Genomic DNA, 19934 nt, shown 5'->3' on the forward strand with positions numbered 1-19934 from the left:
ATCGCCAGCCCACCGCGGACGTGCCTTCGCCCGCCTCGCCGTTGCAGCTGCGCGGCGCCGGCCGCGGCGCAAGCATCAGCTGCGTTTACCGGCAATATGCGGCGAACTACTTGATATCGCGTGCCTGACCTGACGCCCTGAGCTCCGCGAGCGTCTTTCCAAGGCAACTCCCGCCGGCATCAGAGCCAACCGCCTTGGCCGCCCCGTCCAGAGTGATCGTACCGGCGAAGTTGTCAGAAGCCTGATAGGTTGCGGTTCCATCCGCCGTCACCTTGGACAAATAGAAGGCGTGCTGGGTGCCCTTGTATTCGCAGGCAACGGCAAACGGAAATTGATCGAACAGGACGCCTTCGGCACGTGCCGAGGTACCGAAGGACTGAACGCTGGTCGCAACCAGCAGGACTGCCAGAGACTTGGACATATTCGCAGAGCGCATGCGCACCATCGATCCCCCAACCCAGTTAGATAAAGGTATCCGTCGAGCGCGATGGTGCCGCCTAGCATGCGCTTTGACAAGCCCGACTGGCAGATTCAAGCACAGCAAATATCGACCAGCGGTTGGCCGCTCCTTCCCGCTTCAAGCGGATGGCGCCAAGGAACAGGCGGCAGGCGTCACGCCAGCGCAAACAAAATCGTTCTGAACGGCCAGTCACGCCGGATGGCTGAAGCGGGCGATCTGCGCGCCCCGCATCAGGTTGCGGAAATTCGCGCCGCTCATGTGCACCAGCGTCCGGTGATCGCCGCCTTCGAAATAGACGTCGCTCACATCGCCGAGGCTTTCGTCTAGCAGCACCGGCACGTCATAAGCCGAACCAACCGGCGGCACGGCGCCGATGTCGCAATCGGCAAAGAGATTGCAGACCTCCTCTTCCGAAGCGAGGCCGAGGCGGCGGTCCATTACGTCCTGCAGGGTCGAGAGTTCGACCCGGTGCGTGCTCGGCACGACGGCGAGCACGTAGCCCATTTCGTGGTGAACGACCACGGATTTGGCAAGCCGGCTGCCCGGCACATGCGCCGCCCGCGCCGTCTGGCTGGTGGTCGCGGTGCGGTGATGGTCAACGGTGTCATAGGCGACACCCGAACCGTCGATATAGTCCTGAAGTTTTCTGGCGATCGTCATCGTCGACACCCCTTCTCTCTCGTGGTGGCGCGGAGAGGTTATTGTCCTCCCATCCCTCACGAAGTCAACGACGGGCGCCGACGATCCTGTTCGGCAGCAAAGGGAGCGCCTGGTCGCGCGGCGACATTTGCGAGACCGGCACCGGCCAGGCGATCGCGAGCCCCGGATCGAGCGGGTTAAGCCCGCCTTCGGCCTCGGGCGCATAGGGCTTGTCGTGCAGATAAATCAGCTCGCAATCCTCGGTCAGCGTCTGGAACCCGTGGGCAAAACCGCCAGGGATCATCATCGAGCGACCATTGTCCGCACTCAGCACCTCCCCGTGCCATTGCAGATAGGTCGCAGAATCCGGCCGCAGGTCGACCGCCACATCGAAGACAGCGCCGGAAAGGCAGGAGACGAATTTCGCCTCGTCGTGCGGCGCCTGCTGGAAGTGCAGGCCGCGGATCGTGCCTGCTGCCTGCGTCAGGGTATGGTTGATCTGCGCGATCTTTCCATCGCCGCCGAAATCGGCCAGCGCCTCGCGACAGAAGAAGCGCGAGAAGAAACCGCGATCATCGCCCCTGCGTTGCCGCTCGACGACGATGAGACCCGCTATGGGTGTAGAAATTCGATCGAATCGCGACATGGTTCCTTCCGCCAGAGACCAAGGACTACCCGTCTTTTCGCCCTTAAGAAACCGGCCTTGACCGTATTTGCAATTGCCGACATGAAAGCGTTCACAGGAAAGCGTTGCGAATCGGCGAAAGCGCCAGGGATCGCGATTCGCGGTCGAGAGCGTATCCATAGGTTGTATCCGAAGAAGGGCATCAGACAGCAATGGCAGTGGAAGACGATCGTCTCGCATTCGAAGCCCACAAGACCGAAATGGCCCTTGCGCTCGGCAAGGATCAGGGCGCTTTCCAGCAGGCACACGACACTGTGGTAGCGCTCGACAAGTACGAGTACTCCTATCTCTGGTCGTTCATGGGCGTGCCGATCATCCAGATGCCGGCCGATGTCATGGCGACCCAGGAGGTCATCTGGAACACCAAGCCAGACATCATCATCGAGACGGGCGTTGCCCGCGGCGGCTCGATGATCTTCATGGCCGCAATGCTGCAACTGATCGGCAAAGGCAAAGTCATCGGCGTCGATATCGATATCCGCGCCCACAATCGTGACTCGATCGAAAACCACCCGATGTCCTCGCGCATCACGCTGATCGAGGGGCCGTCGACGACGGCCGAAACGCTGGCGAGGGTCGCGGCCGAAATCCCAGAGGGTGCTTCGGTCATGGTGGTACTCGACAGCGACCACAGCCGTGATCACGTGCTGGACGAATTGCGGAACTACGGACCTCTGGTGACCGAAGGGCAATATCTCGTGGTCGCCGACACGCTGCTTGGCTATGGCGACGCGTCTCAGACACCTACGAAGCGCTCGAAAATCTGGCATCCGGGTGATGAGCCCTACGCCGCGCTCAACGCCTACCTCAAGGAAACGGATCGCTTCGAAACGGACCCGGTTCTCAACGGCAAGCTTGTGCTTTCGAGCTCCCCCGGAGGCTATCTGAAGTGCGTGCGCAACTAGGAACCGGAGATATCCCAAGCGCGCTGTTCGAGGGTCCTTGCCACGACACGGATGGAGACCTCGACACCGTCTTCGCGCCGGACGAGCCCCACGTATGACCGCCGTCGTCATCTCCCAGCCGATGCTTTTTCCCTGGCCGGGCTTTTTCGAACAACTGGCGCTTGCCGACGGCTACATCTACCTCGACGATGCCCAATTCTCGAAAGGCAGCTTCACCAATCGCATCCAGCTCCTGAAAGGCAACGATCGTTGCTGGATGACGATACCGCTTGCGGGAAAAGGAAGCTTCCAGAAGATCCAGGACCTTTCGGCGACCGCCGACAACTGGCGCGCCAGCCATCGCTCGTTGCTGCGCCAGTCGCTTGATGGCGCGCCCTACATCGATGACGCGCTGGCAATCTTAGACGAGGTCTACGCCAACGACAGCCTGTGTGATCTTCTGATTGCGAGCACCGAGGTCCCGGCCCGCTATCTCGGCATCGGCTTCGAACGCATCATCCGGCGCTCCTGCGACATGGCTTCGAATGGAACGTCCTGGCAGCGCGTGCTCGACCTGGTGCTTGAGGCGAACGGAACGCGCTACCTGACCGGACACGGCGCTGCCAACTATCTCGATCATCAGGCCTTCGAGGCTGCCGGTGTTTACGTCGAATACATGAATTACAGCTGCACGCCGTGGCCCCAGCCCCGCGAAACCTTCACGCCTTATGTTTCCGTCCTGGACCTCATTGCGCGCACTGGGCCCGATGCGCGCAAGCATTTGTTACCAAAAACCATTTCGTGGCGGGAATTCCTGAAGGAGGAAGCAAGCGTATCATGAAGAACGGCACCATCATTTCCGAAAGCGCGCGCCAGGAATTCGAGACCAAGGGTTATCACGTCGTACCCGGCTTCTACGACATTCAGTCAGAGATTGCCCCGATCCACGAAGGCATCCGCCAGACCCTCGAACTGATCTGCAACAAGTACGGCGTCGATGCCCCGACCGGCACGGCGCACGAGGCGATGACGATCGCCTATCGCAAGCTCATTGCGGTCAATCGCTCCTGGGGCGGTGAAGTCTATGATGCGATAAAGCAGATTCCTGCCTTCATGCGGCTCGTCAGCTCGGCTGCCAACGACGAGGTGTTTAAGGCACTTCGGCCCGGCAGCATCCCGGGCATCGCAGCTGGCGGCTACGGCATGCGCATCGACAATCCCGGCGAAGAAAAGTTCCGCGCGCAGTGGCATCAAGAATTCCCCTCGCAACTGCGCAGTGTCGACGGCATCGTTTTCTGGACGCCGCTTTTGCCGGTCACCGAAGACATGGGTCCGGTCCAGATTGCCGAGGGGTCGCAGGCCGAAGGTCTCGTTCCGGTCTATGAAGACGACGCCGGCGCTGGCAAGACCGGCGCCTATGCGTTGCATCTTCACAAGGGTGAAGAGCGGCTTGCCCGCTACAAACACGTTGCTCCCTTGAGCAGGCCCGGCGATCTGATCCTGATGGACTTCCTGACCTTGCATCAGTCGGGTCACAACGTTTCGCAGACTCCGCGGTGGAGCATCCAGTTCCGCTATTTCAACTACGCCGAGCCGCTCGGCATCCGCATCGGTTGGAAGGGCTCGTTCGCCGCAGGCGTAAAGTTCGCCGAGGTTCTGCCGGAGCTGGTTGCACCGCAGGGAGAATTGGCATGACGAACTGCCGTGTGTGCGGCGGCCACATTGGCGCACCGACCTACGACGTGCCCGCGCCGGCGCTGACCTCGATCATGACGCTGCTCGACGTACCGACACGCGTCTTCGTCTGCGGCGCTTGTGGACATGCCCAAAGCGACGATATTCCCGATATCCAAGCCTTCTACGACACTGGCTACCGGATCTCGCTGACCAGCGAAAATCATGATCAGATCTTCGCGGTCGCAACCGATGGCACGATCACCTATCGCACCGATCACCAGGCCGCACTGGCGCTGCGGTTGCTCGATCTGCCCGAGGGCGCCTCAATCCTCGACTATGGTGCAGCAAAGGCCGTGACACTGCGCAAGATGGTTGCGAACCGCAGCGACTTGCGTCCGCACGTCTTCGACGTCAGTGCCGATTATGCGGCCGCCTGGCAGGGCTGGGTGCCGGAAGCGGCCCAGGCCACTTACGCCGCGCCCGAAGGCTGGCAGAACAAGTTCGACGCCGTCATGAGCCACTTCGTCATCGAGCACGTGGCCGATCCCGTCGGCTTCATGCGCGACGTGCGCAACCTCCTGCGGCCGGGCGGCAGCTTCCTGTTTTCCATGCCCGATGTCGCCGGCAACCCGGGCGACATGGCCGTCGCCGATCACGTCAACCATTTCAGCGAAGCCTCGCTCGCCCATGCCCTGGCAAGCGTCGGGTTCGAACTGCAGGTGATCGACTCGACCTCGTTCCCTGGCGCCTTCTTCGTCGTTGCAAAGCGCGCGGAAGCGACCGTCGAGGCCGCCCACACGTCGAAATCCGCCGCCGATGCGGCCAAGGAAGCCCGCGACATCTGCGCCTTCTGGGATCGGGCGTCGGAAACGCTCGCGGGCGGGGCAGATCGCTACGCCAAGCGCAAGGTCGCGATCTACGGCGCCGGTTTCTACGGAAGCTGGATCTACTGCCGGATCGGCCAGGCCGTCGATGTCGTGGCATTCCTCGACCGCAACGAGAACATGAAGGGCGCCACCCATTTCGGCATCCCGGTGCTTTCGCCTGAGGACCTGCCAGCGGAAGCCGAAGCACTGTTCATCGGCCTCAACCCACTGAAGGCCCGCGCTGCGATTGCCGCGCAACCCTGGCTGCAGCGGCCTGGGCTCGACCACGTCTGGCTCTGACAAGAGCACACAGCAAGAAGCCGGAGCGGGACGAAAACTCGACAAAATCCCGCCCGGCATCCACGCCTCTTTCGAACTCCCGGTTCTCACCAAGCGCTCCCCATGAAACCCCGCATCCTCTACACCAAACCTTCGATCACCGACCGTGAAGTGACCTATGCGACCGATGCGGCGGCCAATGGCTGGGGCGAGCGCTGCTACGACTACATCAACCGCTTCGAGGCGGCCTTCGCCGCGCATCTCGGCACGACGCACGCGATCTCGACATCGAGCTGCACCGGCGCGCTGCACATGGGGCTTGCCGCACTCGGCGTCGGACCCGGCGACGAAGTGATCCTTGCGGACACCAACTGGACGGCGTCTGCCGCGCCGATCGTTCACCTCGGCGCAAAACCGGTCTTCATCGACGTGCTTGCCGACAGCTGGTGCATCGACCCGGAAAAGGTCGAAGCGGCAATCACGCCAAGAACCAGGGCGATCCTTGCGGTTCACATCTACGGCAATCTCTGCGACATGGACCGGTTGCTTGAGATCGGCGCCCGGCACGGCATTCCTGTTGTCGAGGATGCGGCCGAAGCGCTCGGGTCCGAGTGGCATGGACGCAAGGCCGGGTCGCTCGGCGCCTTCGGCGCCTTTTCCTTCCACGGCACCAAGACGGTGACGACCGGCGAAGGCGGCATGTTCGTCACCAGCGATGCGAAGCTCCATGAAAAGGTGCTGACGCTCTCCAATCACGGCCGCGCCCGCGGGCAGAAAAAGCAGTTTTGGCCGGACGAGATCGGTTTCAAATACAAGATGTCGAACCTGCAGGCCGCCGTCGGCCTCGCGCAGATCGAGCGCGTCGGCGAGCTGGTCGATCGCAAGCGAGAAATCTTCTACGCCTATCGCGAGCAGCTTGCAGGCGTGAACGCCATTGCCATGAACCCAGAGCCGGAGGGAACGAAGAACGGCTTCTGGATGCCGACCGTCGTCTTTGCGCCGGAAACCGGCGTCACCCGGGAGGCTCTGCAGAACGCCTTTGCGGCCGAGAACATCGACGCCCGTGTCTTTTTCTGGCCGCTGAGTTCGTTGCCGCCCTTCGACGAGGTGCCAGCGAACACCGTGGCCTATGACCTGCCCGGCCGCGCGATCAACCTGCCGAGCTATCACGACATGACATCCGACGAGATCGGCCGCGTAGTCGAGGTCCTGCGGGGCTGCCTCGCCGCCTGAGAGCAGGCGCGCGCAGACCACCTCCGCGCAAGGTCGCCAGGATATTAGGACTTTGCAATGCGCCATGCCGAGTGGCCGGCGCAAATACGGGGCGGTCGCATGAAAATCGTCATTCTCGCCGGTGGCTACGGCACGCGGATCTCGGAGGAGAGCCATCTCCGGCCAAAACCGATGATCGAAATCGGCGGGCGGCCGATTCTCTGGCACATCATGAAGATCTACAGCCACTACGGCTTCTCGGATTTCGTGATCTGCCTCGGCTATCGCGGCTACATGATCAAGGAATACTTCGCCAACTACGTGCTGCATTCCTCCGACGTCACCTATTGCATGGCGACGGGTGAAACCCTGTTCCATTCGAACAAGGCCGAGCCCTGGCGCGTGACGCTCGTCGATACCGGAACGGACTCCATGACCGGCGGGCGCCTGAAACGCGTGGCCGACCATCTCGGCGATACGTTCTGCCTCACCTATGGCGACGGCGTCGCCGACATCGATATCAAGGCGCTGACCGACTTCCACCGCCATCACGGCCGCCAGGCGACGGTCACCAGTGTGGTCCCGCCCGGCCGCTATGGCGCGCTTGCTGTCAGCGACGGGCGGGTCAGAAGCTTCATCGAAAAGCCGGCAGGCGACAACGGTCACATCAATGGCGGCTTTTTCGTCCTCAACCGTTCGGTGCTCGATCGCATTGAGGGCGATCAGACGCCGTTCGAAGCGGAGCCCCTGGAAGGTCTCGCCGCAGACGGCCAGTTGATGGCCTTCGAACACGCCGGTTTCTGGCGCCCGATGGATACGTTGCGCGACAAGAACCAGCTCGAAGACCTCTGGCAGAGCGGAGCGGCCCCCTGGAAAGTCTGGGCATGAGCAGGCTTGCGGACCCGTCCTTCTGGGCCGGAAAACGGGTGATGCTGACGGGTCACTCCGGCTTCAAGGGAAGCTGGGCCCGCCTGTGGCTGACACAAATGGGCGCTGAGGTGACCGGATACGGCCTGTCACCGGCGGCCACCCCCTCGCTGCACGCACTGCTCGGATCGGAATCGGCCACCAACGAACATTTCGCCGACATCCGCGACGGCGACACGCTCGCATCCGCCGTCCGCGCTTGCGACCCGCAGATCGTCCTTCACATGGCGGCCCAGCCTCTGGTTCGCGAAAGCTACCGGACGCCGGTCGAAACCTTCGACGTCAACGTCATGGGCACGGCGCGCCTGCTGGAGGCAACACGCGCAGCCCCTGCCCTCAAGACCGTCCTTGTCGTCACCACCGACAAGGTCTACCGCAACGACGAAAGCGGCCGGCATTTTCCGGAAGACGCCGTGCTTGGCGGCCATGATCCTTATTCCGGTTCGAAGGCCGCCTGCGAGCTGGTCGTTTCGACCTGGCGGGATTCCTATCTGCGTGAGCGCGGCATACGGGTGGCAACCGCCCGTGGCGGCAACGTGCTCGGCGGCGGCGATTTTTCCGCGGACCGGCTGGTTCCGGATATCGTTCGCGCTGCCCTTTCGGGCGAGACGCTGGACATCCGCAGTCCGATGGCGACACGGCCCTGGCAGCACGTGCTCGACTGCCTCAACGGATACTTCGTCTATGCCGAGGCGCTTCATGGCGGCCAGACCGATGTGGCGGCGCTGAATTTCGGCCCGGCGCCCGACGAGCGACAGATCCCGGTTCGGGACGTTGCCGCCGCCATCCAGACCGCAATGGGCTTGCCCACGCAATGGCGTGACGCGTCATCCGAGGACCAGCCGCACGAAATGAAGTCGCTCGGCCTCGATCCGGCGCTTGCCGGACGGACGTTGTCATGGGCAACCCGTCTATCGCAGGACGAGGCGATCGCCTGGACCGCGCGCTGGTATGACGGCTGGCGCCGCGGCGCTGACGCCCGTGATCTGACACTCAGCCAAATCGACGCATTCATGAGAGGCTAACGACTTCGATGTCCCACAACTGCCGTTTCTGCTCGACACCGCTCAAGACCGTCGTTGCCGACCTGGGCTCCACGCCCTGGTCCAATTCCTTTCTCGAACCGACGAAGGAAGCCATCGCCCGCGAGCGATCGTTTCCGCTGAAGGCGATGGTCTGCTCCGAGTGCCTGCTGGTGCAAACGACGGAAAACGTGCCGGCCGATGAAATCTTCACTGACGGCTACGCCTACCTCTCTTCCTTCTCCACAAGCTGGCTCGAACACGCACGCCGCTACGCCGAGAGCATGACCGAACGCTTCGCGCTCGATGACAATTCGCAGGTCGTCGAGATCGCCTCGAACGACGGCTATCTGCTGCAGTATTTCGTTGCCAAGGGCATCCCGGCGCTCGGCATCGAACCGGCCGCCAATGCCGCGCGACTGGCCGAGGAGCGGCAGGTCCCGACCGAGGTCGCCTTCTTCGGACGGGAGACGGCAACCGAACTCGTCAAGCGCGGCATTCGCGCCGATCTCACGGCGGCCAACAACGTGCTCGCCCATGTGCCCGATATCGCCGACTTCGTCGGCGGCTTCGCCATCCTGCTGAAGCCCGATGGCGTTGCGACGTTCGAGTTCCCCCATCTGCTGCGTCTGATGGAAGGCGTGCAATTCGACACGATCTACCACGAGCACTATTCCTATCTGTCGCTGGCGGCCGTCGAACGCATCTTCGAAAGCTCAGGCCTCAAGGTCTTCGACGTCGAGGAACTGCCGACCCATGGCGGTTCGCTGCGCGTCTATGCGCAGCTGAGGTCCGGCGTGCGCGAGACCACGCTGGAACTCGAGCGGTTGCGAGCGACTGAGGCGCTTGCCGGGCTGATGCGGATGGAGACCTACACGGCATTCGACGACCGCATCGCCGCCGTCTGCAAGGATTTTCAGAATTTCCTGGCGAACGCCAAGGCGGAGGGAAAAACCGTAGCCGCCTATGGCGCCGCTGCGAAAGGCAACACGTTCCTCAATGTCTGCGGGCTGTCGCCCAGCGAAATCGCCTTTGCCGTGGACCGCAATGACCTGAAGCAGGGCAAGCTCCTGCCCGGTACCCATATTCCGGTGCACGCGCCGACGGTCATCGAGGATGCAAAGCCCGATTATCTCGTCATCCTGCCCTGGAACCTGAAGACCGAGATCGTCGCCGACAACGAGGCGATCCGCGACTGGGGCGGCCGCTTCGTCGTCGCCATTCCGAAGCTGAGCGTCTTCTAATCCTAGACGCCAGGAAGTGTGGACAGTCCTCAACCAGACCGCGTTGAGCCGCCCAAAATCGACTTTATTGATCGCCTTAGGTCGCTTTGCCGTAAATTCGGTGACTTTGCCGTAAATTCGGCACGATCTAAGTGAACGTCAGGGTTGGCGTGGGTATTGACGGTTGAAAAAAATGCACCCAAGGAGGTGCTATGTCCACGATTGACCTATGCCTTGTCGCCACCCGGCGCCCGGACCTGCTTGCCCAGACGCTGGCGAGCTTCCGGGACAAAATCTTTTGCAGGCTCGACCTGCGCGGCGCCTATCTCAATCTCGATCCGGTTTTCGGATCGGAGGAGGATCATCGCGCCTGCGTCGAGATATTCCGCAACCATTTCCCCGACGGAACCGTGTTCCAGCCCGAGAGCCCGGGCTTTTGTGCGGCCGTCGCGAAACTCTGGTCGGCCACCAGCGCCGACTACGTCTTCCACCTGGAGGACGACTGGATCTCGCTGAGGGACATGGGCGACGAACTGCTGACGCCCTTCGCGGATCCGGCGATCAGCCAGGTCTCGTTCCACACGGCGGACCAGAACTGGGATATCCGCCGCAAGGGCCATTTCCATCGGCGCAACGAATACGCGTATCTGTTCGGGATCAAGATCCCGCTGTTTCGCACTTTCCCGAAATTCACGACGTCGCCGTCGATCCTTCGCGGCGACTTCGCGCGGCAATGCGCCGGCCTGATGGACCTCTCGCGTGATCCGGAAAAGCAGTTCTATTCGGGCGTCAACCCGGCGATGGAGGCCTATGTCGCCAGTCGCCGCAACTATATCTTCTCGCCCGAGGCGCAGCCGGTCATCAAGGATATGGGCCGGGAGTGGCGCGAGCAACGCCGCATCCAGAAGGTGATCACCGACTCGACCTCGGTCTGGCGGCAAAGCGCCTAAGCGGCCGGGCCTGGACCGGATGGCTCGAAACGAAGCGATACAAGCGGGACGATGGCCCCGCTTGTATCGGTACCTTCACGCAGTCACGGCAGCGTCCTTGCGCTGAAAGCCCTTGCTCGCGACCATAAGGCTGCGCGTGTAATCTTCACCGATACGCCCGGCGACGAGGTCCGCCGAGGACAAGCGCTCGACGACGCGTCCACCCTGCATCACCGCCAACCGATCACACATATGGGTGACGACACCGAGATCGTGGCTGACCATGATGAAGGTCAGCTTATGGTCGCGCCGGACCTGTTCCAGGAGATTCAAGACTTCCGCCTGGACCGAGGCGTCGAGCGCCGAAGTCGGCTCGTCGAGCAGCAGGATCGAGGGTTCAAGGATCAGCGCCCGGGCGATCGCAACGCGCTGGCGCTGACCGCCCGAAAGCTGGTGCGGATAGCGGAAGCGGAAACCCGACCCGAGACCGACCTCGTCGAGCGCCTTCAGGATGCGCCGCTCGCCGTCGGCCACGCCGTGGATCGCCAGCGGCTCCAGCAATTGCCGGTCGATCGTCTGGCGCGGGTGCAGCGAGCCATAGGGATCTTGAAACACCATCTGCACGGCGCGGTAGAAGGCCTTGTCGCGCTTTGCCCCCTGCAGAACACGATCATGCACGCGAATGGTGCCGCCGGTGACGGGCGCGAGACCGGCGATCGCCCGAAGCAAGGTCGACTTGCCCGATCCGGACTCGCCGACGAGCCCGAAGGATTCGCCCGGCGCAATCTCGACGCTGACGTCGTTCAGCGCCTTGAACTCGTCATAGGTGACGGAAAGGTTCGAAACGGAAACGGTTGAGGTCATTGGGCCCACTCCGGCTTGCGGTCGAGAACCGGCAGAGGATGACGATCGGATCCGATCGCCGGCATGCAGTTCAGCAAACCTTGGGTATAGGGATGCTTGGCATTGGCAAGCTCGGACGCCGCCAGTTCCTCGACAATCCGGCCGGCATACATGACGATCACGCGGTCACAGAAGGACGACACGAGTCGCAGATCGTGCGACACGAAGATCAGACCCATGCCTCGATCGGCGACGAGCTTGTCGAGGATGCCAAGCACTTCGAGCTGTACCGTCACGTCGAGCGCCGAGGTCGGCTCGTCGGCGATCAAGAGTTCCGGCCCGGCAACCAGCATCATCGCGATCATCGCGCGCTGCCCCATGCCGCCCGAAACCTCGTGCGGGTAGAGATCGTAAACGCGCTTCGGATCACGGATCTGCACCGCGGCCAGCATGTCGAGTGCCCTCTCCCGGGCCTCGCCGCGGCTGACATTTTCGTGCTGCCTTAGCGTCTCGACGATCTGCCGGCCGATGCTCATCACCGGGTTCAACGAGTACTTGGGGTCCTGCAGGATCATCGCGATCCGCTTGCCCCTGAGATCCCGGCGGACCTTCGGCGATGCGGAGAGCAGGTCGATGCCGTCAAAGTTCAACTGCTTTGCCGTCACCTGCGCATGACCAGGCGTCAGCCCCATGATCGCCCGGCCGGTCTGCGACTTGCCGGAGCCGCTTTCGCCGACGATGCCGAGGCGCTCGCGGCCGAGCGTGAAGGAGACGCCGCGCACGGCCTCGACGAGGCCGGTGCGGGTCGGGAACGAGACCTTGAGGTCTTCAACGGTCAGAAGCGTACTCATTGGCCGCTCTCCCGCGGATCGAGCGCGTCGCGCAGACCGTCGCCGAGCAGGTTGAAGCCGAGGCTGACGATCAGGATCGCGATGCCGGGCATCGTTGCCACCCACCACTGGTCGAGGATGAAGCGGCGGCCCGAGGCGATCATCGCGCCCCATTCCGGCAGCGGCGGCTGTGCGCCGAGGCCGAGGAAGCCGAGGCCCGCGGCCGTGAGGATGATGCCGGCCATGTCGAGCGTGACACGCACGATCAACGACGACATGCACATCGGCATCACGTGGCGGAAGACGATACGGATCGGCGATGCGCCCATGAGCTGCACGGCGGCGATGTAGTCGGAGTTGCGCACCGTCAGCGTCTCGGCGCGGGCGATACGCGCATAGGGCGGCCAGGAGGTGATGGCGATCGCGATGACGGCGTTCTCGATGCCCGGTCCGAGCGCTGCCACGAAGGCGAGCGCCAGAACCAGTTTCGGGAAGGCGAGGAAGATATCGGTGATACGCATCAGCACTGCGTCGACCCAGCCGCCAGCATAGCCGGCGACAGCGCCGACGATGAGCCCGACAGGTGCTGCGATGATCGCAACGAGAAGCACGACGGCAAGCGTCAGCCGCGAACCATGGATCAGCCGCGAGAGAATATCGCGGCCGAGATCGTCGGTGCCGAGCAGGTAGCCGGGGGTTCCCGGCGGCAGCAGACGGGCGTTGGCAAGATCCCCGATATAGGGCGAATGCGGCGCCAGGAAATCGGCGAAGGCGGCAACGAAGACCAACGCCAGCAGGATGAGCAGGCCGAGAACGGCGAGCTTGTTGGCGGCAAAACGCTGCCACGTCATATAGGCACGGCCAAGCCGGGCCTGGGTGCGCGACTGCGGGCGATCGGACAGCAGCCATTCGCGACGCGTCATCGCACGGATTTCGGTAACGGTACTCATCGCTGGCGCGTCCTCGGGTCGAGCGTCCGGTAGAGAAGATCGGACAGGAGATTGATGCCGATGAAGACCGAACCGATGATGATGGTGCCACCAAGCACGGCGTTCATGTCGGCATTCTGCAGCGAGTTGGTGATGTAGAGACCGAGACCTGGCCAGGCGAAGACGGTTTCCGTCAAGACCGAGCCCTCGAGCAGGCCGGCATAGGAGAGCGCAATCACCGTCACGAGCGGCACGGCCGCGTTCCGGAGCGCGTGGCCCCAGATGATCCGGGTCTCGGACAGGCCCTTGGCGCGCGCCGCGACGATGTATTCCTGCTGCAGCTCGTTGAGCATGAAGCTGCGCGTCATGCGGCTGATATAGGCAAGCGAGAAGTAGCCGAGCAGTGAGGCCGGCAGAATGATGTGGCGGAATACATCCCAGAGCACGTCCCACTGCCGCTGCCAGAGTGCGTCGAACAGGTAGAAGCCTGTGATCGGCGTGAACGTGTACTCGAACACGATATCGATACGGCCGGGATAGGCGACCCACTTCAGCCGCGCGTAGAACACCAGCAGCGACAGGAGCGCCAGCCAGAAGATCGGCACGGAATAGCCGACAAGGCCGATGACGCGCACGATCTGGTCGGCAATGCTGCCGCGCTTGACGGCCGCAAGTACGCCGAGCGGAACGCCGAACAGGGCGCCGATCAGCGTGCCGAGCGTCGCGAGCTCCATGGTCGCCGGGAAGACGCGGCGGATGTCGGTCATGACCGGATTGGTCGTCAGCACCGAAACGCCGAAGTCACCGGTCAGCGCCTGGCGGACATAGATGAAGAATTGTTGGTAGAGGGGCAGATTGAGCCCCATCGCCTCGCGCGTCCTTTCGACGACATGCGTCGGCGCCCGGTCGCCGAGAACGGCCAGAACCGGGTCGATCGGGATTACCCGGCCGATGAAAAAGGTGACGGCCAGAAGGCCGAGATAGGTGGTGACGACAACGACAAGAAAGCGCAGCACCGCTGCCACGATCTTACCGGGACGGGCGCGTTTGCGCCCGCCCACTGTCCCTGTTGCGCTCATGCTCAAGGGAACGATCCTTTCGGTTTATTCCTTCGAGACGGCTTATTCTTTGGTGATGCCGGCGACGAAGTTGGTGTCGAAGCTCGGACCGAGCTTCAGGCCCTTGACGTTGCCGCGGTAGCCAGCGACTTCGGTCTGCTGGAAGATGATGACGAACGGGCTTTCGCCCAGCACCGTCTTCTGCAGTTCCTTGTAGGTCTCCGCACGCTTGGCGCTGTCGCGCTCGAGCAGAGCGTCCTTGGTCTTCTTCGTCAGCTCCGGAACGTCCCAGGCATTGCGCCAGGCAAGGGTCTTGTTCTTGCCTTCGTCGGAGTTATCAGGGTTGCTGGTGAAGGTTTCGGCGTTCGAGTTCGGGTCGAAATAGTCCATGCCCCACTGACCGATATACATGTCGTGGTTACGGGCACGATACTTCGTCAGCGTCTGCTTGCCGTCGCCGGGGATGATTTCGAGCTTCACGCCGGCCTGGCCCAGCGTCTGCTGGAAGGACTCGGCAATGCCGGTGACCGGCTGGCCGTTGCGAACGTCCATGGTGACGGTGAAGCCGTCGGCAAGGCCGGCCTTGGTCAGCAGTTCCTTCGCCTTGGCGACGTCGAGCTTGTAGGGGTTCTCGTCGAGTGCACCCAGAACGCCCTTCGGCAGGAAGCTCTGGTGGATCTCGCCGATGCCCTTGATGAGGGTCGAGCCGATGGCATCGTAGTCGACCAGATACTTGAACGCTTCGCGCACTTCGGGCTTTGCGAGGTTCGCATTCTTCTGGTTGAGGCTGATGTAGTAGACCGTGCCCTTCGGCGCGTTCGTGGTGGCGAGTTCGGCATTCTTCGAAACGGCGTCGAAATCGCCCGGCTCGAGGTTGCGTGCCACGTCGATATCGCCCGCTTCCAGCGCCAGGCGCTGGCCCGAGCTTTCCTTCATGTGGCGATAGATGACGCGAGCAAGCTTTGCCTGTTCGCCATAGTAGTTTTCGTTGCGCTCGAGAACGATGACTTCGTTGGCGCGCCATTCGCGCAGCTTGAATGGGCCCGAGCCGGCATAGCCGGTCTTCAGCCATTCATTGCCGAAGTCGTTGTCATACTTGTACTCGTCCGTCGGCGTGACCGGCTTGACGTTTTCGAGCACGAGCTTCTTGTCGAGCACGGCGCCCACGGTTGCCGTCAGGCAGTTCAAGACGAAGCTCGGCGCATAGGCCTGATCGACGGTGAAGACAAAGGTCTGCGCGTCCGTTGCCTTGGCCTTTTCCGTCACGTTGTCGCCCGTAAGGCCGAACTGGGTGAGGATGAAGGCCGGGCTCTTGTCGAGCTTCACGGCACGCTCGAAGGACCAGGCGACGTCTTCAGCGGTCACCGGATTGCCGGAAGCGAACTTCAGGCCGGGCTTCAGCTTGAACGTATAGGTCAGGCCGTCGTCGGACACGGTCCAGCTGTCGGCGAGGTCGCCGACGACCTTGGTCGTGTCGTTGATGTCGAGGCGCACCAGCATGCTGTAGGTGTTGCCGGTGATTTCGGCCGCGGTCAGCTCGAAAGCTTCGCCCGGATCCATTGTAATCACGTCGTCGATCGCAAAGGCTTCGACCAGCGTGTCCTTCGGCGTTTCCGCAAAGGCCGGTGCGGTTGCAGCCATCACCATGGCCAGCGCCGCAGAAGCCGTCAGAAGACGAAGACGTCCATTGAGCTTGTGCATCATGTTTGCAGTTCCCTCGTTTACGCCCTTTTGGGCCCCTTCTTCATGGGTTCAGGCGGCCTCGTGCCAAGCCTGCCCCAGAACTCTCCACCAGTTCTCCCGGCATATCTTTGCCAGTTCGGCATCACCATATCCGGCGCTTCTGAGCGCCGCAACGAGCGCCTGACTACCGGCCGCATCAGCAATCTCCTCGGGGATCGTTGCCCCGTCGAAATCCGACCCTAGTGCGACGCAGTCGATGCCCATGCGCTCGATGAGATAGTCGACATGGCGCACCATGTCGGAAAGCGGCGTTGCGGCATTTTCCTGGCCGTCGGCGCGCAGCATCGTCGTCGCATAATTGAGCCCCACGAGGCCCTTGCTTTCGCGGACGGCGTCGAGCTGCTTGTCGGTCAGGTTGCGCGCGACCGGGGTCAGCGCATGCGCATTCGAATGGCTGGCGACCAGCGGCTGGTCGGTGGTCTTCGCCACGTCCCAGAAGCCCTTCTCGGTGATGTGTGCAAGATCGATCAGAATGCCCAGACGGTTGCAGGTCCGCACGAGCTCGAAGCCGGCGTCCGTCAGTCCGGGTGCGGTGTCCGGAGACATCGGATAGGAGAACGGTACGCCATGACCGAAGACGTTGTGGCGGCTCCAGACCGGCCCGAGCGAACGCAGGCCAGCGGCATAGAACGTTTCGAGCGCGGAAAGATCGGCGCCGATCGCTTCGCAGCCTTCCATGTGGAGGACCGAGGCGAAGACGCCGGCCTCGACCGCTCTACGGATTTCGGCGGTCGACCGGCAGAGCTTCCACGCCCCTGCCCGGTCGAGGCGGACGGCGATATCGGCGAGCTCCATGGCGATCGCCAGCGACGGCAGGTGCTCGAGCGGTGCCGAAAGCGGCGTTTCGTAGTGACCGTTCTCGTTCGGCGGCTGCAGGACGAGATCTCCCGAGGGCACGTAGATTGCCGAGAGGCCACCAACGAGACCGCCCGCCTTGGCGCGCGGCGCATCGATATGGCCCTGGTCGATGCCGTCGACGAATTCGCGTACCGGGTCCTGGCCCTTCCGGGCGTTCTGCCACAGACGCAGAAGCACGTCGTTATGGCCATCGAAAACCGCCTGCATTCCTGAATTTCCTTATCATTTCAGGGAGATCGGACGGGCCGTTCGGGTCGCGTCCAGGGGAAAGTCGAAGCGATGCTAGTGAAAGCCCAAAGCCTTTTCAATGAATATCAGGGGGTTTTACCCAGGCCTGCCTGTAGCGAAATGTTGCATGATTGCCGCATAGCCGCTGGCAAACACGGTGCCGCAGGGCTTCGAACCCCAGCCAAGGGATGAAAACCCAGCGTTTCTCATGCAAGGAGAATGGCTTGGGCCCACGGATCGGGCCGACATGCTGCATGATGCGGCACAGGGAGGTTGGTGGTGCGTTCGTTTTCTCTTGCGGGCTCGGAGAGGCCCTGGGGCCGCATCGCTGCGACGCTTCTCCTGGCGGCCACCCTTGCGGCCTGCGCCGGACGCCCCGTGGGCGTGCTCGTCCCTTCGGGCACGACGGGTGGCGCCTCCAAGGTCGATCTGCTGGTCGCAACCACCCGTGCCCCCTCCACCGAGCCGGGCGTGCTTTTTAGCGGCGAACGCTCAGCCGAGCTTTCACTGACGGAAATTGCCGTCTCCATTCCGCCGGAAAAGAACCGCAAGGTCGGCCAGGTGCAATGGCCGACGAAGCTTCCCGCCAATCCGGAGCGGGATTTCTCCACCGTCAGCGTCACGCCGCTCAATCAGGGCAACGACGTGCAGAACTGGGTGAAAGGTCATCTGCCGAAAACCCGGCGCGTACTGATCTTCGTTCACGGCTTCAACAACCGCTACGAAGACGCCGTTTATCGTTTCGCCCAGATCGTGCACGACAGCGGCACCGATGTCGCGCCCGTCATCTTCACCTGGCCCTCGCGCGCCAGCATATTCGACTACAATTACGACAAGGAAAGCACCAACTATTCGCGCGACGCGCTGGAGGAACTGCTGCGGCGTGCCTCAAGCAATCCTGCTGTCGGCGAAATCACCGTCATGGCCCATTCCATGGGGTCGTGGGTGACGGTCGAGGCACTGCGCCAGATGGCGATCCGCGACGGACGCATCGCGCCCAAGATCACCGACGTCATCCTGGCGTCGCCCGACCTCGACGTCGACGTCTTCGGCCAGCAGATCCGCGCCATGGGTACGAAGCGCCCGAAGTTCACGCTGTTCGTATCGCGCGACGACCGGGCGCTGACCTTGTCGAGGCGTATCTCCGGCAATGTCGACCGCCTCGGCCAGATCGACCCGACCGCCGAGCCCTATCGCACTCAGCTGGAACAGGCCGGCATCAGCGTCATCGATCTGACAGCGCTGAAGGGCGGCGACAAGCTCAACCACGGGAAGTTCGCCGAAAGCCCCGAAGTCGTGCGCCTGCTTGGCAACCGGCTGATCGCCGGCCAGACCGTGACCGATTCCGATGTCGGTCTCGGCGAACGCATCGGCGCCGTCACGCTCGGCGCCACGCAGACGGTCGGCAATGCCGCGAGCCTGGCGGTTTCGACGCCGATCATGATCTTCGATCCCAACACCCGCAGGAACTACGACGGGCAGCTGCGGCGTCTCGGCCAATCGATGGAAAACACCGTCGGCTCGGCAGTGACCCCTTGGACACCGCCGGAAAGCGGGGGAGCCGCGAAAAGCAACACCCCCGACCGTCACTCTCGTTAGACGGGCAGCTCGCGCCGCTCGGCTTCCGTCACCATCGCGAGGTCGAGCACTTTCTGCAGGTTCGCCGCATGGCGGAACCCGGGCTCCTCCGTCTTGCCCTTACGGACGGCGGCCACGAAGCGCTCGTAGTTCGTCGCGACGGTGCCCGCATCGACATCGCGCCAGGTCGCGGTTTCGACGTCCGCCCCGAGGCAGGCACGCAGCGTCGATCCATCGGGCGTGTGCACCACTTCGAGGGCACCCTTGTCGCCGTGTAGCCTCAGCCGGAGTTCGTTCAGATGCCCGGTCGCCCAGCGGCTGGCATGGACGACGCCCATGGCGCCGTTGCCGAACTCGGCCGTCATGACGAAGCTGTCATTGGCGTCGAGATCATACTCGCCGATGCGGTTATCAGGCGCCTTGTCGAAGGTCTTCAGCCGCGCAAAGATGCGGGCGGCGTCCGTGCCTGCGCCATAGCCGGCAAAGTCGAGGATGTGGATGCCGACATCGCCGAGCACGCCGTTCGAGCCGTGCTTCGTCGAGAGCCGCCACAGCCATTGCGATTCCGTCGCCCAGTCGCCCCAGGCCTTGGAAACGAGCCAGCTCTGCAGATAGGACGCTTCGAGGTGGCGCAGCTTGCCGACCTCGCCGGCAAGCACCATTGCGCGTGCCTTCTGCAGCGGCGCGACGTTGCGGTAGGTGAGGTTGACCATGGTCACAAGGCCGGAACGCTCGGCCGCTTCCGCCATCTCTGCCGCCTTGGCATAATTCTCGGCGAGCGGCTTTTCGCACAGCACATGCTTGCCGGCGGCAATGAGCGCCAGCGTCGTCGGGTGATGCGCCTTGTCGGGCGTCACGTTCGTCGCCGCATCGAACTTGCCCCAGGCGATCGCCTCGTCGAGCGAGGTGAAGGTCGCGGCAATGCCGTGCTTGTCGGCAAAAGCCTTGGCCCGCGCGGGATCGACATCGACAGCGCCGACCATCTCGACGCCTTCGATCTTGGCAAAGGCCTGGGCATGGCTGTTTGCCATGCCGCCGGTTCCTACAATGAGAAGACGCATGAT

20 protein-coding genes are annotated in these 19934 nt (G+C 62.9%); 10 read left to right on the forward strand and 10 right to left on the reverse strand.

Annotation, left to right across the window (positions count from 1 at the left end):
• Positions 1–106 precede the first annotated feature (106 nt).
• From IB279_RS21875 to IB279_RS21885, 3 genes are all read right to left on the reverse strand, one after another.
• Positions 107–436 (reverse strand): hypothetical protein, encoded by a 330-nt coding sequence (locus IB279_RS21875; protein WP_234824483.1) that lies wholly within the window; start codon positions 434–436, stop codon positions 107–109.
• 213 nt (positions 437–649) lie between these two features.
• Positions 650–1120, reverse strand: a complete 471-nt coding sequence (locus IB279_RS21880; protein WP_034794215.1) for an aminoacyl-tRNA deacylase — start codon at positions 1118–1120, stop codon at positions 650–652.
• 64 nt (positions 1121–1184) lie between these two features.
• The gene (locus IB279_RS21885; protein WP_112771989.1) at positions 1185–1745 is read right to left on the reverse strand and encodes a dTDP-4-dehydrorhamnose 3,5-epimerase family protein; all 561 of its coding nucleotides are present in this window, start codon (positions 1743–1745) and stop codon (positions 1185–1187) included.
• Between the two features lie 191 nt (positions 1746–1936).
• Between IB279_RS21885 and IB279_RS21890 the strand changes: the two genes are divergently transcribed.
• The 9 genes from IB279_RS21890 to IB279_RS21930 all read left to right on the forward strand — a co-directional run bounded on the left by IB279_RS21890 (position 1937) and on the right by IB279_RS21930 (position 10824).
• Positions 1937–2689: a cephalosporin hydroxylase family protein gene (locus IB279_RS21890; RefSeq protein WP_112771974.1), complete on the forward strand. Its 753-nt coding sequence runs from the start codon at positions 1937–1939 to the stop codon at positions 2687–2689.
• A 94-nt stretch (positions 2690–2783) separates the two neighbouring features.
• Positions 2784–3509: a WbqC family protein gene (locus IB279_RS21895; protein WP_112771973.1), complete on the forward strand. Its 726-nt coding sequence runs from the start codon at positions 2784–2786 to the stop codon at positions 3507–3509.
• On the forward strand, positions 3506–4363 hold the full coding sequence (locus tag IB279_RS21900) for a phytanoyl-CoA dioxygenase family protein (protein WP_112771972.1): 858 nt from the start codon (positions 3506–3508) through the stop codon (positions 4361–4363). Before IB279_RS21895 ends, IB279_RS21900 begins: the two co-directional genes overlap by 4 nt.
• Positions 4360–5511, forward strand: a complete 1152-nt coding sequence (locus IB279_RS21905; protein ID WP_034793964.1) for a class I SAM-dependent methyltransferase — start codon at positions 4360–4362, stop codon at positions 5509–5511. Before IB279_RS21900 ends, IB279_RS21905 begins: the two co-directional genes overlap by 4 nt.
• 102 nt (positions 5512–5613) lie before the next feature.
• Positions 5614–6723, forward strand: coding sequence for a DegT/DnrJ/EryC1/StrS aminotransferase family protein (locus tag IB279_RS21910; protein WP_060582436.1), 1110 nt, complete (start codon positions 5614–5616; stop codon positions 6721–6723).
• Between the two features lie 99 nt (positions 6724–6822).
• A complete protein-coding gene (rfbF, locus tag IB279_RS21915) occupies positions 6823–7590 on the forward strand; it encodes a glucose-1-phosphate cytidylyltransferase (RefSeq protein ID WP_034793969.1) in 768 nt (255 codons plus the stop codon).
• Complete coding sequence (gene rfbG, locus IB279_RS21920; protein WP_112771970.1) at positions 7587–8654, forward strand: CDP-glucose 4,6-dehydratase; 1068 nt, start codon at positions 7587–7589, stop codon at positions 8652–8654. Before rfbF ends, rfbG begins: the two co-directional genes overlap by 4 nt.
• A gap of 8 nt (positions 8655–8662) precedes the next feature.
• Entirely contained in the window at positions 8663–9895 is a 1233-nt protein-coding gene (locus tag IB279_RS21925) for a class I SAM-dependent methyltransferase (protein ID WP_034793975.1), read from the forward strand.
• 191 nt (positions 9896–10086) lie between these two features.
• Positions 10087–10824, forward strand: a complete 738-nt coding sequence (locus IB279_RS21930) for a hypothetical protein (protein WP_234824482.1) — start codon at positions 10087–10089, stop codon at positions 10822–10824.
• A gap of 75 nt (positions 10825–10899) precedes the next feature.
• On the opposite strand, the gene IB279_RS21935 is transcribed toward IB279_RS21930, so the two are convergent.
• Genes IB279_RS21935 through IB279_RS21960 form a run of 6 tightly spaced genes read right to left on the reverse strand, consistent with a single transcriptional unit; the run spans position 10900 to position 17271 of the window.
• Entirely contained in the window at positions 10900–11667 is a 768-nt protein-coding gene (locus tag IB279_RS21935; protein ID WP_060582433.1) for an ABC transporter ATP-binding protein, read from the reverse strand.
• Entirely contained in the window at positions 11664–12497 is an 834-nt protein-coding gene (locus IB279_RS21940) for an ABC transporter ATP-binding protein (protein ID WP_112771969.1), read from the reverse strand. Before IB279_RS21940 ends, IB279_RS21935 begins: the two co-directional genes overlap by 4 nt.
• Positions 12494–13426, reverse strand: a complete 933-nt coding sequence (locus IB279_RS21945; protein WP_112771968.1) for an ABC transporter permease — start codon at positions 13424–13426, stop codon at positions 12494–12496. Before IB279_RS21945 ends, IB279_RS21940 begins: the two co-directional genes overlap by 4 nt.
• Positions 13423–14484: an ABC transporter permease gene (locus IB279_RS21950; protein ID WP_034793987.1), complete on the reverse strand. Its 1062-nt coding sequence runs from the start codon at positions 14482–14484 to the stop codon at positions 13423–13425. The genes IB279_RS21945 and IB279_RS21950 overlap by 4 nt, the downstream gene beginning before the upstream one ends.
• Positions 14485–14526: 42 nt before the next feature.
• A complete protein-coding gene (locus IB279_RS21955; protein WP_090298167.1) occupies positions 14527–16167 on the reverse strand; it encodes an ABC transporter substrate-binding protein in 1641 nt (546 codons plus the stop codon).
• A 48-nt stretch (positions 16168–16215) separates the two neighbouring features.
• The gene (locus tag IB279_RS21960) at positions 16216–17271 is read right to left on the reverse strand and encodes a dipeptidase (protein ID WP_034794001.1); all 1056 of its coding nucleotides are present in this window, start codon (positions 17269–17271) and stop codon (positions 16216–16218) included.
• A 345-nt stretch (positions 17272–17616) separates the two neighbouring features.
• On the opposite strand from IB279_RS21960, the gene IB279_RS21965 reads away from it, so the two are divergent.
• Positions 17617–18891 (forward strand): alpha/beta hydrolase, encoded by a 1275-nt coding sequence (locus IB279_RS21965; RefSeq protein WP_234798763.1) that lies wholly within the window; start codon positions 17617–17619, stop codon positions 18889–18891.
• On the opposite strand, the gene IB279_RS21970 is transcribed toward IB279_RS21965, so the two are convergent.
• A complete protein-coding gene (locus IB279_RS21970) occupies positions 18888–19931 on the reverse strand; it encodes a Gfo/Idh/MocA family protein (protein ID WP_112771987.1) in 1044 nt (347 codons plus the stop codon). The genes IB279_RS21965 and IB279_RS21970 overlap by 4 nt on opposite strands.
• Between the last annotated feature and the right edge of the window lie 3 nt (positions 19932–19934).

It is taken from the genome of Ensifer sp. ENS06, assembly GCF_014852205.1.
In the GTDB taxonomy this organism is placed as follows: Bacteria; Pseudomonadota; Alphaproteobacteria; order Rhizobiales; family Rhizobiaceae; genus Ensifer; species Ensifer adhaerens.

Coding starts and splice junctions, on each gene's coding strand:
- IB279_RS21875 (WP_234824483.1), bottom strand. CDS start 436: ATGCGCTCTGCGAATATGTCCAAGTCTCTGGCAGTCCTGCTGGTTGCG.
- IB279_RS21880 (WP_034794215.1), bottom strand. CDS start 1,120: ATGACGATCGCCAGAAAACTTCAGGACTATATCGACGGTTCGGGTGTC.
- IB279_RS21885 (WP_112771989.1), bottom strand. CDS start 1,745: ATGTCGCGATTCGATCGAATTTCTACACCCATAGCGGGTCTCATCGTC.
- IB279_RS21890 (WP_112771974.1), top strand. CDS start 1,937: ATGGCAGTGGAAGACGATCGTCTCGCATTCGAAGCCCACAAGACCGAA.
- IB279_RS21895 (WP_112771973.1), top strand. CDS start 2,784: ATGACCGCCGTCGTCATCTCCCAGCCGATGCTTTTTCCCTGGCCGGGC.
- IB279_RS21900 (WP_112771972.1), top strand. CDS start 3,506: ATGAAGAACGGCACCATCATTTCCGAAAGCGCGCGCCAGGAATTCGAG.
- IB279_RS21905 (WP_034793964.1), top strand. CDS start 4,360: ATGACGAACTGCCGTGTGTGCGGCGGCCACATTGGCGCACCGACCTAC.
- IB279_RS21910 (WP_060582436.1), top strand. CDS start 5,614: ATGAAACCCCGCATCCTCTACACCAAACCTTCGATCACCGACCGTGAA.
- rfbF (WP_034793969.1), top strand. CDS start 6,823: ATGAAAATCGTCATTCTCGCCGGTGGCTACGGCACGCGGATCTCGGAG.
- rfbG (WP_112771970.1), top strand. CDS start 7,587: ATGAGCAGGCTTGCGGACCCGTCCTTCTGGGCCGGAAAACGGGTGATG.
- IB279_RS21925 (WP_034793975.1), top strand. CDS start 8,663: ATGTCCCACAACTGCCGTTTCTGCTCGACACCGCTCAAGACCGTCGTT.
- IB279_RS21930 (WP_234824482.1), top strand. CDS start 10,087: ATGTCCACGATTGACCTATGCCTTGTCGCCACCCGGCGCCCGGACCTG.
- IB279_RS21935 (WP_060582433.1), bottom strand. CDS start 11,667: ATGACCTCAACCGTTTCCGTTTCGAACCTTTCCGTCACCTATGACGAG.
- IB279_RS21940 (WP_112771969.1), bottom strand. CDS start 12,497: ATGAGTACGCTTCTGACCGTTGAAGACCTCAAGGTCTCGTTCCCGACC.
- IB279_RS21945 (WP_112771968.1), bottom strand. CDS start 13,426: ATGAGTACCGTTACCGAAATCCGTGCGATGACGCGTCGCGAATGGCTG.
- IB279_RS21950 (WP_034793987.1), bottom strand. CDS start 14,484: ATGAGCGCAACAGGGACAGTGGGCGGGCGCAAACGCGCCCGTCCCGGT.
- IB279_RS21955 (WP_090298167.1), bottom strand. CDS start 16,167: ATGATGCACAAGCTCAATGGACGTCTTCGTCTTCTGACGGCTTCTGCG.
- IB279_RS21960 (WP_034794001.1), bottom strand. CDS start 17,271: ATGCAGGCGGTTTTCGATGGCCATAACGACGTGCTTCTGCGTCTGTGG.
- IB279_RS21970 (WP_112771987.1), bottom strand. CDS start 19,931: ATGCGTCTTCTCATTGTAGGAACCGGCGGCATGGCAAACAGCCATGCC.